Source organism: Nitrospira sp. (assembly GCA_029194665.1).
GTDB lineage: Bacteria > Nitrospirota > Nitrospiria > Nitrospirales > Nitrospiraceae > Nitrospira_D.
Map to the genome: position 1 here is coordinate 32,328 of JARFXO010000009.1, position 13,450 is coordinate 45,777.

Here is a 13,450-nt window from a genome sequence, read left to right on the forward strand (position 1 = left end):
CGATGCTTGACAAAGAACCGCGACTGGGATTGACGTACGACGACGTGGTCCTCGTGCCGGCGAAATCGCAGATTGTGCCCAGTGAAGTCGATACCGCGACCTTCGTGTCACGCAATCTGCGAATCAATATCCCGCTCGTCAGCGCGGCTATGGATACGGTAACGGAGTCTCGGCTGGCGATCGCGATGGCGCGCGAAGGAGGGATCGGGATTATCCATCGCGTGCTGTCTCCGGTGGATCAGGCGATAGAGGTGGATAAAGTTAAGAAGTCCGAAAGCGGAATGATCCTCGATCCCGTGACGATTTCTCCTGATGAAACGATTCGCGATGCGCACCAGCTCATGGCGAAATATCGGATCTCAGGCATTCCGGTCACCAAAGGGCGCAAGCTGGTCGGGATTCTCACCAACCGAGACCTGAGGTTCGAAAGCAGGATGGACCTTAAGGTATCGCAGGTGATGAAGCGAGACAGGCTCATCACTGCACCGGAAGGCACCAGTTTGGAGAAGGCACGAGAAATTCTTCATGAACATCGGATCGAAAAGCTGCCGGTGGTCAATAAGCAGTTTGAACTCAAGGGTCTCATTACCATCAAGGATATCGAGAAACGGATCAAGTATCCGAGTGCCTGTAAAGATAGCCATGGGCGCTTGCGGGTCGGAGCGGCGGTCGGGGTCGGAGCGGATACCGAGGAGCGGGTCGGGCTGCTCAAGAAATCCGGCGTGGATCTGGTGGTGATCGACACAGCTCACGGTCATTCCCAAGCCGTCTTGGATACAGCGAAAATGATCAAAAAACAGTATCAGGATCTTGAGCTGGTGGTAGGAAACATTGGCACCGCCGAGGCGGCCAAAGATCTCCTCGAAGTCGGAGTCGATGCGGTAAAGGTAGGGGTGGGGCCTGGATCGATCTGCACCACGCGCATTGTATCGGGGGCTGGGATGCCACAGTTGACCGCTATCGCCGACTGCGCAAAAGCTTTGCAGGGGAGCGGTGTGCCGATCATTGCCGATGGAGGCATCAAGTTTTCCGGTGATATCACGAAAGCCTTGGCTGCCGGGGCGTCTTCCGTGATGCTCGGCGGTCTCTTTGCCGGAACGGAAGAGTCTCCCGGTGAGACGGTGCTGTATCAAGCCAGAACCTACAAGGTCTATCGCGGCATGGGTTCCATCGGGGCGATGGAGCGAGGAGGAGGAGATCGATATGGTCAGGGAGGACGCCCGGCTCAGAAGCTGGTTCCTGAAGGAATCGAAGGCCGTGTCCCCTATAAAGGGTCGTTGGCCGCTGTGGTGTATCAGTTAGTCGGCGGCGTGAGGTCGGGAATGGGATACTGCGGCTGTAAAACGATTGCCGACTTGCAACGGAATGCCACCTTCATCAGACAGTCCGTGGCCGGCCTCCGTGAAAGCCATGTGCATGACGTGATCATTACCAAAGAGGCCCCGAACTACCGGATGGATTGGGAGTAGGACGTTCAACGTTAATCGTGAACCGTGAATCGATAAGACACTTAGAGTCCGGTCCCCCTTCCTCATAATGACTCCGGCGATTAACGTGTAACGATTCACGATTAACGAACATGGAGCTCTGGCACGATAGAATTCTGGTCCTCGACTTCGGGTCGCAGTACACGCAACTGATCGCCCGCCGCATTCGCGAAGCGCAGGTCTATTCGCAAATTCTTCCCTGTACGGTCCCATTGGCCACGGTCCTCGCGTATCGGCCGCAAGGCATTGTCCTTTCCGGCGGTCCCTCCAGTGTCTATGAGGAAAACGCGCCGATGGTCGCTCAGGAGCTCTTCGATCAGGGTCTTCCGATCCTCGGCATTTGCTATGGCATGCAATTAGTGACTCATCTCTCCGGAGGTGAAGTCGCCAAATCGACACATCGAGAGTATGGCCGAGCCGATCTTACGATCGACGATGCCGGGGATCTCTTTAAAGGAGTCGGAATCGATCGATCGACCGCCGTGTGGATGTCTCACGGTGATCGCATCGAGCGGATGCCGCCGGGGTTTCGGTCGATCGCGCATACGAACAACTCGCCTGTCGCAGCGATGAAGCGGGACGATGACCAGCGCCGGATCTATGGTCTGCAGTTCCATCCCGAAGTCGTGCACACGCCGGAAGGGGCGAGGATTCTCCGCAACTTCGTCTACGAGATATGCGGTTGCAAACCCACCTGGACCATGCAGTCCTATGTGAAGACCGCGGTCGAGCAGATTCGTGAGCAGGTCGGCAAGGAGCGAGTCATTTGCGCCTTGAGCGGAGGGGTGGATTCATCGGTGGCAGCGGCGTTGACCCACCGAGCGATCGGCGATCAGCTGAACTGCATCTTCGTCGATAACGGCGTCTTGCGGGCCGGTGAACGAGACCAGGTGGAGAAGACCTTCGCTTCGCAGCTCCACCTGAATCTACGGATACTGGATGGAACGAAACAATTTCTTGCCGGCTTGAAGAACGTAACGGATCCAGAGCGCAAACGAAAGATCATCGGCCGTCAGTTCATCAAGCACTTCGAGGCGGAATCGAAAAAACTGAAAGGCGCCAAGTATCTCGTGCAAGGTACTCTGTATCCCGATGTGATTGAGAGCGTCAGCTTCAAAGGCCCATCGGCTACGATCAAGACGCATCACAATGTCGGCGGCTTGCCGGCCCGGATGAAGCTCAAACTTATCGAGCCGCTCCGAGAATTGTTCAAAGACGAAGTGCGTATATTGGGAACAGAATTGGGATTGCCGGATGACATCATCTGGCGACAACCGTTTCCGGGTCCTGGATTGGCGATTCGTGTGTTGGGTTCCGTGACACCGGAGCGATTGACGGTTCTGAGGGCAGCGGAAGCGATCGTGGATCAGGAAATCCGAAGCGCCGGTCTCTATCGTGAGATTTGGCAGGCCTTTGCCGTCTTGTTGCCGATTCGAACCGTCGGGGTAATGGGTGATCAACGGACCTATGAGAATGTCATCGCGATTCGCGCCGTCACCAGCGTGGACGGCATGACGGCCGATTGGGCGAAGATTCCAAACGATGTGCTCGGTCGCATGTCGAATCGGATCATCAATGAAGTCAAAGGTGTGAATCGGGTGGTGTACGACATCAGCTCGAAACCACCGTCGACGATTGAGTGGGAGTGAGGATCGAGTATGGCCAGGCGGCTTCCGTGGCCGCGTACCGCGCACACAAGATTAATCGAATTGTGATCAAAGCGGGCGGTGCTCGCTGGATGCGCGCAGTGAGAGTCAGTAGGACTACTTCCAGCCTTGGGAGGAAACGATAGAATAGATGACAGTCAGGCTCCAAAAGCTCATCGCCAGTACGGGGCTGTCCTCCCGCCGAAAGGCGGAGCTGTTGATCGCCTCGGGACGAGTCTCGGTGAACGGCAAGGTTGTCACTGAACTCGGGACGAAGGTCGATCCTGATCGCGATCATGTCAAGGTCGATGGGAAGCACCTGACCTCGGCACAGCCCTTCGTGTATCTGATGCTCAACAAACCCAAGAACGTGATGTCCACGCTGGACGATCCTGGTGGACGGACAACGGTGAAGGATTTCTTGCGAGGCGTGTCCGTTCGCGTGTTCCCGGTCGGACGGCTCGATTTCGACAGTGAGGGATTGATGTTGCTGACGAACAACGGCGAGCTTGCGCAGGCCCTGCTACATCCGCGTTATCATGTGCCGAAGACCTATCTGATCAAGGTCAAGGGTGCGTTAAATAATGAGGAGATCGTTCGTCTGGAGCGAGGGATCAGACTCGAAGATGGGATGACGAGTCCCGCCCACGTGAAGAAGGTGCGAAAAGTCGAGGCGAACTCCTGGTTGGAGATCACCATCCGCGAGGGACGCAAGCATCAAGTCAAGCGCATGTTGGAGGCGGTCGGGCATCCGGTCATCAAATTGCTTCGGGTCAGGATGGGGCCTCTCTCGCTCGGAAATCTGGAACCAGGAGAGTTTCGGTTCTTGACGGATCGGGAGGCCAATGCATTACGCGAGTTGGTCCATGAGCGGATGGCATCGGCTGAAAGGGGAGAGGAGCCGGCACCGAGGCCGAAGCGGCCGGTCAAGGGAGAGGGTTGGGCCAAACCCGATAGAAGTAAAAAGTCTTCTGGCAAGAAAGCGAAGGTTGCATGAAGATCAGAACTCACCGCTGTGGAGAGTTGAATGCGAAGCAAGTCGGTCAGATCGTCGTCTTGAACGGTTGGGTTCAGCGTCGGCGCGATCATGGCATGGTCATCTTCATCGATCTTCGTGACCGGACTGGCATTGCACAGGTCGTATTCAATGCCGAGCGAAACCTCAGGGTACATCAGGCTGCCCATTCGCTCCGCAGCGAATGTGTCGTGTCGGTTACCGGCCAAGTCATGGCGCGGCCGGTTGAATCGAAGAATCCTCATCTCTCGACCGGAGAGATCGAGGTTTTTGTCGATGAGGTTGAAATTCTCAATGAGGCGAAGACCCCTCCCTTCCTGATAGAAGACGAAGCGGAGGTGACGGAGGCCATTCGCCTGAAGTACCGCTTCCTGGATCTTCGTCGCCCCATCATGCAACGGCTCTTGAGCTTGCGCCACGGCATCATGCAGAGGACCAGAGACTTTCTGAACGCGGAAGGGTTCCTCGAAGTTGAGACGCCGATTTTGACGAAAAGTACGCCGGAAGGAGCCAGGGATTACTTGGTGCCAAGTCGGGTGAACCCCGGACAGTTCTATGCCTTGCCGCAATCACCGCAACTGTTCAAGCAAGTGCTGATGATCAGCGGAGTCGATCGTTACTATCAGATCGCCCGCTGCTTCCGCGACGAGGACCTGCGAAACGATCGTCAGCCGGAATTCACGCAGATCGACCTGGAGATGTCATTCGTGGATCGTGAGCAAGTCATGAGCCTGATGGAACGAATGATTGTGACTGTATTCCAGGAAGCCGGGGGCGTGCATCTTCCGACGCCGTTCCCGCGGATGACCTATGCCGAGGCCATGGGCCGATATGGGTCGGATAAGCCTGATCTCAGATTTGACATGCCGCTCTACGATGTGACGGCATTCGGCGCGACGAGCGAGTTTAAAGTCTTTAAGGATGCGGCAACCAAGGGCCGTATCGTCAAGGCCTTGATCGTGAAGGGTGGAGCTGCGCTTTCGCGGACACGCATCGACGCGTTGGGCGAAACGGCCAAGAGCTTCGGCGCCAAGGGCCTGGCTTGGCTCAAGATTACGACGGACGGGCAGCTTGAATCAGTCATCGCAAAATTCCTGGATGTCAACGCGTTTGCCGCAGCACTGCCTGAAGCGAAGCCTGGTGATCTGGTCTTATTCGGTGCCGACAAACCAACGGTCGTTCACGATGTGATGGGGCGGATTAGGCTTTTATTGGGAGAGGAGTTGAGGTTGATCGACTCCTCAGTATGGCGGCCATTGTGGGTGATCGATTTCCCCCTGTTGGATTACGATCAAGAGCAGAAACGGTATGTGGCCATGCACCATCCATTCACCGCCCCGCTCGATGATGATCTACTGTTGTTCGAGTCCGATCCGCTGAAGATGCGAGCGAAAGCCTACGACATGGTGTTGAACGGGAGTGAGATCGGCGGCGGCAGTATTCGTATGCATCGGCGAGAGATGCAAAGCAAAGTCTTTGACCTTCTCGGGATCGGCAAGGAGGAAGCATCAGCTAAGTTTGGATTTCTGCTCGATGCGCTCGAGTACGGTGCACCGCCGCATGGCGGGGTTGCGTTCGGATTGGATCGATTGGTGATGTTGCTCGGTAATGCCGATTCGATCCGCGACGTGATCGCTTTTCCCAAGACCCAGAAGGCACAATGTCCGCTGACCGATGCGCCGTCCTCCGTCAGTCCTGAGCAACTCAAGGAATTGCGCATCAAGTTGGATTTAGTCGAGTAATGGCCGGTAATACCTTCGGCAGAATCTTTACCGTCACGTCATTCGGTGAAAGTCATGGGCCGGCGATCGGTTGTGTGATTGATGGCTGCCCCCCGGGTTTTTCGCTTTCGACTGAAGACATCCAACATGATCTTGATCGGAGGAAGCCCGGTACCTCTCGTCATGTAACCCAGCGTCAGGAGTCTGATACCGTTGAAATTCTCTCCGGAGTATTCGAGGGAAAGACCACCGGCACACCAATCGCGCTGTTGATCCGCAATGAAGATCAGCGTAGCCGCGACTACGGTAATCTGATCGATACCTTTCGCCCCGGCCATGCGGACTATACCTACTGGCAAAAGTACGGGATTCGCGATCATCGAGGCGGCGGCCGTGCATCGGCCCGTGAGACTGCGGTTCGAGTCGCCGCTGCCGCGATTGCCCGGAAGTGGCTCAGAGAGAAGCATGGTGTCATCATTCGGGGATATCTGAGCCAGTTGGGTCCTTATGAATTGGCCTTCAAAAATTGGGACACAGTGGGTCAGAATCCGTTTTTCTCTGCGGATCCAGACATCGTCCCCAAGTTGGAATCCTTCATGGATGAGCTTCGGAAGGACGGCGATTCTGTCGGCGCGAGGATCACGACCGTGGCCGAGTATGTGCCGGTAGGGTGGGGCGCACCGGTCTACGAAAAATTGGATGCCGACTTGGCTGCGGCGATGATGAGCATCAATGCGGTGAAAGCGGTCGAGATCGGATCAGGCTTCGGGTCGGTTGCGCAGCGCGGCTCAGAGCACGGCGATGAACTCACGCCAGAGGGCTTTGTCACGAACCATGCCGGCGGCATTTTAGGTGGGATCTCCACCGGGCAGGATATTGTCGTCACGATCGGGATCAAACCGACATCAAGTATCCGTATCCCGCGTCGATCAATCGATAAACAAGGCAATCCGGTCATGGTGGGAACCACCGGTCGCCACGATCCCTGTGTCGGCATCAGGGCCACTCCGATTGCTGAGGCCATGATGGCGTTGGTGCTCATGGATCATGCGCTGCTGCATCGTGCTCAGAACGCTGATGTGACGACCAAGACACCGAAAATTGCTGGTTCCATCAAACGGACTGCCTCACAAGAAAAGAGCAACGCTGCCTTGAAGACCAATCCTGACCCTGCTGAAGCGTAATCGTGTGATTGAGGACACTGCGAACCATCCTCACCCCTCTCATAAAGTTCCTTTTGATGATCTTCTCTTATGGGCTAGCTGACCGACCTGAGCTGATCATTCTCTATCAGGGTGCTACGCAGGGCATTGACGAGCTGTCTATACCGGTCCTCGGCCCAAGCATTGAACGACTCTGCGTCCTGGAACACGAGGTCCCATGCCTTGGCTGCGTCCAGCATCAAGAGCTGCTGCGGCTTGGAAGGCCCGGAGAACAAGACGACGAGGACGGTGGAGCGACCGGTGAGGCTGATGTCGGTGAAGATGTGCAGCATGGAGGACGAGGGGAGCATGATTTCCCGCGAGGCGGCTTCAACGAGCGGTTGATAGAGGTGATGCAGAAATTGCACCGTGACCTCGTGCGGGTTGACGGGAGTCAGGAGGCGAGGATTTGGTTTTTCTCCAAAGAGGTTCTCTGTTAGATAGGTGGCCGCCTCCCATGTCGGCATGGCGCCTGAAGCAACCAGGGATTCGCAGAGATAGGCGATCCAATTTCGGTTTCGGGGGCGTTCGCGGACCGCAGTCAGCTTTGTCGCCATACGTGCCAATCCCTTCGTCTATGGCGGCGGTTGTTAGGATCGAATCACGTTGTTCCGGCAAGCGAAAAAAGTATAGCCGTGGCACCACAGTCGGTCAACGAATTGCCGACAATCGAGTCATCGGTTCAGCTGAGGAGATGCTACGTTTCGCGGAAAGTACTGGCATTCACGCGGTCTGCGTATTGATCGTGGATGCGCGCCAATTCCTCTGCAGATGCGACGAAGGTATCCAGCAGCTCGGGATCGAAATGTTCGCCACGGTGCTTGAGCATGAGTTCAATCGCATGACTGAGCTCGAAGGCCGGCTTGTAGACTCGTTGAGTGGTGAGTGCATCAAATGCGTCGGCAATCGCTGCGATGCGGCCTTCGACGGGAATGGCGTCGCCTTGTAACCTGCGAGGATACCCGGTACCGTCGAAGCGCTCATGGTGGGTGTAAGCGATCACGGCTGCGACTTTCAGCAGCTCTGCATCCGACCCGCTGAGGATCTTATAGCCGATTTCGGCGTGCTGCGCGATCACCCCGAATTCTTCCTGTGTGAACTTGCCGGGTTTCAGCAAGACATGATCCGGGGTGCCGATCTTGCCGATGTCGTGCATGGGGCTGGCCGTGCGGATCAAGTCGCAGCGTTCCGGGGATAGGCCGGCCTTGCGCGCAAGCAACTCACAGTAGTGACTCATGCGTTGAATGTGTCGGGCGGTCGCATGATCGCGGAATTCCGCGGCGATGGCGAGTCGCTGAATGGTTTCCTCACGCGAGAGGCGGAGTTCTTTTTCAGAGCGTTCCAGCCAGTCCAGCGCTTGCTGTAGCGCGAGCGTTCTTGTTCGGACAATGTCCTCAAGATTCTCACGATGGAGCCGATTCTCCATCTCGAGTCGTCGGCGGCGGAGGGCATTCGCGACGTCGATGAGAACCTCATTGGCTTCGAACGGCTTGATGATGTATCCGAACGCGCCGACCTCCAAGGCGGCATTGGCGAGGACCGAGCTATCGAGGCCCGTGACCATGATCGCCGCCGTGTGAGGGTGCTCCGTGAGAATGTGTCGCACGAGATCCATACCCGATTCTCCGGGCATGTTGACGTCGCAGAGCATCAACGCAAAGGGTTGGTCCTGCAATTTTTGCCGAGCCTCTCGGGCATCTGCGGCGCATTCGGCCGAATACCCATGAGATTGAAGCAGGTAGGCCAGGAGGCGCCTGATCGGTTCCTCATCGTCGACAACCAGAATATTGCGATTATCGAGGAGGGCTTGATGAGTAGTCTGGTTCAGCAGTATCGCCATCAGTCGGAATGTAATCGGCTCGTCGAGGCCTCGGACTGTCTCAGTTGTTCTTTATCGGCTCATTGAGGTTGGATCTGAATCGCCATAGGAACGGCGCAGAGATGTGCACTTTTTGTGCCAATTGGTATTGCCTCTACCCTGTCATTTGAATACCGTCCATTTTGATGATCTTAAGAGATCCAGGATGGAATCTCTGCGTCTGGAGAGATTTTGGGAGGTACCTGGTCATGAGCTCTTACTTAGTCCCTATTCCGGTGTGGGGTGAGACGTCAAAAGATTGTACAGAATTCGTCAAACTTGAGTAGCTGCTTTTGTACAGAGGAAGATACCGGTGGTGGGCCGACGCATCGATTCACCCGCCTACACACACTTCGGCGAGGTGTCGCTCAGAAACTAACAGGGATCACGGCTGTCATGCCGTGAGGCTCCACCGACGATGATCGGCTGGACAGTTGGTTTGCGCTTTCTTAAGGCCTTCACTATAATTCGAATCCCACTATTGAGGAAGGGACATGAGAATGAGCGGAATTTCCGGCTTAGTCCGTTTTGATGGGCGTCGCAGAGATCAGGTCCGCCACGTGAAAGTGACACGCAACTATATCAAACATGCCGAAGGGGCGGTTTTGATTGAAATGGGAGACACGAAGGTCATTTGTACTGCGTCCGTTGAGGAAAAGGTGCCTCCCTTTCTCAAGGGCAAGGGGACGGGATGGGTCACGGCGGAATATGCGATGTTGCCGCGGGCAACCCATGAGCGATCCCCACGAGAGGCGGTCAAGGGGAAGCAAGGCGGCCGGACCCTGGAGATTCAACGGCTCGTCGGACGTGCTCTGCGCTCCGTGACCGACATGTCGCAGCTGGGAGAGCGGTCCATTTGGATCGACTGTGATGTGATCCAAGCGGACGGGGGCACCAGAACCGCGTCCATCACCGGCGCCTTTATCGCGTTGGCTGATGCTTGTGCCGTGCTGAAAAAACGGGATCTGTTGAAGAAGATGCCTTTGACCGACTACCTGGCGGCCATCAGCGTCGGAAAGGTCGGGGGAGAGGTGATGGTGGATCTTGCCTATACCGAGGATTCGATGGCCGAAGTCGACATGAATGTGGTGATGACCGGCAGCGGCCGGTATGTCGAGGTACAGGGTACAGCCGAACGCACGCCGTTCGCGAAGCAAGATATGGACGAGTTTCTGAATCTGGGGTGGCAGGCTATCCAACGGTTGACCGCCATTCAGAAAGAGCTGATCGGTGCACTCGATTGAGGGACCGATAGAAGAAATCCTCCTCGCGACCAGAAATCCGGACAAAGTCAGGGAACTTGCGGCTCTTCTCGGGGATCTTGGAATCAGCATCCGTACCCTGGTGGACTTCCCTACCGCACCGGAAGTGGAAGAAGACGGTACAACCTGTGAAGCCAACGCACTCAAGAAGGCCAGGGAAATGGCCTCTGTGACAGGCCTTCCGTCGGTCGCGGATGATACGGGACTCGAAGTTGATGCGTTGGGTGGAAGGCCAGGCGTGTTTACTGCTCGATATGCAGGGGGAAACGCAACCTACGAAGACAACTGCCGGAAGCTGCTCAAGGAACTGGGTGGTGTGCCACCGGCCAGACGAACCGCTCGATTCGTAACGGTCGCTGCCTTGGCGATGCCGGGTGGTCACTGTCGAGTGGCCACGGGAACCCTCGGCGGCGTCATTGCTGAAGGGTTTGTTGGTACGCAAGGATTCGGCTACGACCCCGTCTTTTTCGTCCCGGAGCTCGGTCGTACGTTGGGTGAGTTGACGGCTGAGGAAAAGAACCGTATCAGTCACCGAGCCAAGGCATTTCGATCCATGGCGGACATTCTTCGACCCTTGACTGGCCGGAAACTCTGAGCCGGGTGATGTCGACGCATGTGCAAGGGAGACATTGCCTGGACACCAATCGGAACATTCTTGTATAAGTGAAGGACGAGCCGTCGGGGCGTAGCGCAGCCCGGTAGCGCGCCTGCTTTGGGAGCAGGATGTCGGAGGTTCAAATCCTCTCGCCCCGACCAAACCGCACTTCGTGTGTGCCGCCGGCTATTCATCGCGTTATCGTACTTGGTGCCGGCGGATAGAACCCACCAGTCGGCCTCGTTTTTCTCAACCAAACCTCGCTTGCGGGTACCCTGCGCTCTTCATCGTATTACCGTAGCTGTTTCGCAGGGACAAATACCACAAGTCCTTCTGATTTCCCAAACCCTCTTGCCCCGACCATACAGAGCTTGCTCGACCAGGAGCCTAACAATTGAGACGACGGGAGAGACCTACTGGTGATCTGATATTGCCGCACTTCGTGCGAGCCGCCCGCTCGTTATTGTTGTACAGTAACTGCGCACATAGAAACCACCAATGAAATCCACAGCCGCACGTCTCACGGCGATTACTCGCGGTCCTGGGCAAGCATCATAAACATGACAAGTACCGCACCGATGACCAGTGCTCCATTGATCAACAACATCAGTATCATCACCTCTCACCTCCATTCATGTAGAATTTGTCGCAATGCTCACTCCATGTCTCACCGTTCGCGCATGAACATCGTCAACATCACCATCACTGCGAAAAGTATCCCGCCCGAGATCGTCAACATGGCCATCTCATCACTCATCATATCTGTACCCATCCTTTCCATATCTCCATCGTGGTTCATCCACGTGGAGGTCGAGTGTCCCTCGAAATCCGATGATGGAATTCGAGTTCTACACCGAGCACTTCTGCACCGAGCATCCGCCAGCGTTTCTCATGACAAGCCCTAAGCATTTCTTGGGCCACGCCGGGTCTTATGCTAACTCGTGATATTTCCAGGGCCTACGCAAATGGAGGTGTGGTCTGGCGGCCTGCAGCTGTATCTGAATGGATTCCAGGCTGGATCAAAATGGATTCTAGAGTGGATCGAATGTGATGCGGATAATGTGGGATATACTTATCCGGTTAATTCCCTAAACTCCAACCGGGTGGAGGGCGATGAGTCATGAACTCCGATGGACAGTCGGGGCTGGTCGCAACTGTTTTAAGAGATCTGCCTACGAGGTCGGAACCGCTTCAGAGAGCCGCACAGTCCTTCAGTCTGAAGAAGTAGGCGGTTTGCCTGAGATCTGCTTCTGTCGGAGCAGTTTGGTCAGGTAGGTCCGTTGCAGGCCGAGTTCGGCCGCCGTCTTTGTCTGATTCCAGCCATTCCGACGCAACGCGGCCTCAATCAGCTTCTGGCCATATACGTCCATGCTCCTATGATACGAGAAAAACAGTATGTCGGTGTCGGCCTCCTGACTCACCATGGGAGCCTCGGGCGTCGAAGCAGCTGACGCAGTCAATGAGAGGTGTTCCGGTTCGATCGTGTCGCCGGGACATAAAATCAATGCACGAGTGAGCACGTTTTCCAATTCCCGCACGTTACCCGGCCAGGGGTACTGTTGCAGCGCTTGGAATGCCTCGTCGCTGAGGGTCACGCGTTTAGACAGGCCCACGATGCTGGGCCGGTTGAGGAAATGTTCCACGAGGGTGGAAAGATCCTCCATCCGCTCATGCAGTGGGGGCAGCGCGATGGTAATCACGGCGAGGCGAAAGTACAGGTCTTCGCGGAATGTCCCTTGACGAATCGCCTGTCTCAGATCCTTGTTCGTGGCCGCGATAAAACGTGCGTCGGTCCGTACCTCTTGAGTTCCGCCGACGCGGTAGAATGTCCGGTCTTGAAGTATACGCAGGAGATGGCTTTGCATGGTGAGCGGCATGTCGCCGATCTCGTCAAGAAACAGCGTGCCTCCCTCGGCGACCTCGATTTTGCCAGGCTCCCGCTTAGTGGCTCCGGTGAACGCGCCTTTTTCGTGCCCGAAGAGCTCGTTTTCCAGTAGGTTCTCAGGGAAGGCGGCGCAATTGACGGCAATAAATGGTTTGGTAGCGCGAGGGCTCCAACGATGAATGGCGCGGGCGACCACTTCCTTCCCCGTACCCGTTTCCCCGAGTAATAACACAGTTACGGAAGAGGCCGCTGCCTGTTTGGCCATCGTCAACTGTCCGGCCATCTGCTTGCTGGCCGTCTCGATGGGTTCGAACTGGGCATCGACCTCTTGGCGGAGCGTCTCGACCTGGCGGTGAAGGGTGACGGTGTCCAAAGCCTTCTTAATCACGACGGTCAAATGGTCTGCAGTGAACGGCTTCGGCACAAAGTCGAAGGCACCAAGTTGCATGGCCTGCACCGCGCGTTCGATCGTTCCATAGGCCGTGAGCATCACGATCAGCGGATTCGTATAGGTTGCTGAAGCCCGGAGCGTCCCTTCATCTTCCTGATCGTGGCGAACTGACCTCCCGCTGACTTGTTTTAAGACATCAAGTCCTGACAGTAATGGAAGTTCGAGATCCAGCAGGACAAGATCAGGCCCTTCTTCCTGAATTATGCGCAGAGCATCCTTCCCATTCGCGGCAGTCACCGGTTCATGTCCCATCCAGGTGATCCGATTTTCCAGACTCAGAAGGATATCGCGGTCGTCGTCAACAATCAGGATTTTCGCGCGCATCGGA

At 56.0% G+C, this 13,450-nt stretch carries 10 protein-coding genes and 1 tRNA gene; 8 read left to right on the plus strand and 3 right to left on the minus strand.

Going from position 1 to position 13,450, the window contains the following annotated elements; translation table 11 throughout:
* The first annotated feature begins 2 nt into the window (after nt 1–2).
* The 5 genes from guaB (at nt 3) to aroC (ending at nt 7,053) form a co-directional block, all read left to right on the plus strand.
* On the plus strand, nt 3–1,469 hold the full coding sequence (gene guaB / locus P0119_22055) for an IMP dehydrogenase (protein MDF0668745.1): 1,467 nt from the start codon (nt 3–5) through the stop codon (nt 1,467–1,469).
* Nucleotides 1,470–1,579: 110 nt separating this feature from the next.
* Nucleotides 1,580–3,136, plus strand: a complete 1,557-nt coding sequence (gene guaA, locus P0119_22060; GenBank protein MDF0668746.1) for a glutamine-hydrolyzing GMP synthase — start codon at nt 1,580–1,582, stop codon at nt 3,134–3,136.
* 148 nt (nt 3,137–3,284) lie between these two features.
* Entirely contained in the window at nt 3,285–4,130 is an 846-nt protein-coding gene (locus P0119_22065; GenBank protein ID MDF0668747.1) for a pseudouridine synthase, read from the plus strand.
* Nucleotides 4,127–5,890 carry an aspartate--tRNA ligase gene (gene aspS / locus P0119_22070; protein ID MDF0668748.1) on the plus strand — a complete coding sequence of 588 codons (1,764 nt, stop codon included), beginning with the start codon at nt 4,127–4,129 and terminating at the stop codon, nt 5,888–5,890. The genes P0119_22065 and aspS overlap by 4 nt, the downstream gene beginning before the upstream one ends.
* The gene (gene aroC, locus P0119_22075) at nt 5,890–7,053 is read left to right on the plus strand and encodes a chorismate synthase (GenBank protein MDF0668749.1); all 1,164 of its coding nucleotides are present in this window, start codon (nt 5,890–5,892) and stop codon (nt 7,051–7,053) included. Before aspS ends, aroC begins: the two co-directional genes overlap by 1 nt.
* Before the next feature lie 74 nt (nt 7,054–7,127).
* On the opposite strand, the gene P0119_22080 is transcribed toward aroC, so the two are convergent.
* Nucleotides 7,128–7,628, minus strand: coding sequence for a hypothetical protein (locus P0119_22080; protein MDF0668750.1), 501 nt, complete (start codon nt 7,626–7,628; stop codon nt 7,128–7,130).
* A gap of 140 nt (nt 7,629–7,768) precedes the next feature.
* A complete protein-coding gene (locus P0119_22085; protein MDF0668751.1) occupies nt 7,769–8,911 on the minus strand; it encodes a response regulator in 1,143 nt (380 codons plus the stop codon).
* A 512-nt stretch (nt 8,912–9,423) separates the two neighbouring features.
* Here P0119_22085 and rph point away from each other — a divergent pair.
* The 3 genes from rph (at nt 9,424) to P0119_22100 (ending at nt 10,947) form a co-directional block, all read left to right on the plus strand.
* Nucleotides 9,424–10,173, plus strand: a complete 750-nt coding sequence (gene rph, locus P0119_22090; protein MDF0668752.1) for a ribonuclease PH — start codon at nt 9,424–9,426, stop codon at nt 10,171–10,173.
* Nucleotides 10,160–10,786, plus strand: a complete 627-nt coding sequence (locus tag P0119_22095) for an XTP/dITP diphosphatase (GenBank protein ID MDF0668753.1) — start codon at nt 10,160–10,162, stop codon at nt 10,784–10,786. The genes rph and P0119_22095 overlap by 14 nt, the downstream gene beginning before the upstream one ends.
* A gap of 84 nt (nt 10,787–10,870) precedes the next feature.
* A tRNA-Pro gene (locus P0119_22100) sits at nt 10,871–10,947 on the plus strand.
* A gap of 1,050 nt (nt 10,948–11,997) precedes the next feature.
* On the opposite strand, the gene P0119_22105 is transcribed toward P0119_22100, so the two are convergent.
* Complete coding sequence (locus P0119_22105; protein ID MDF0668754.1) at nt 11,998–13,446, minus strand: sigma-54 dependent transcriptional regulator; 1,449 nt, start codon at nt 13,444–13,446, stop codon at nt 11,998–12,000.
* Between the last annotated feature and the right edge of the window lie 4 nt (nt 13,447–13,450).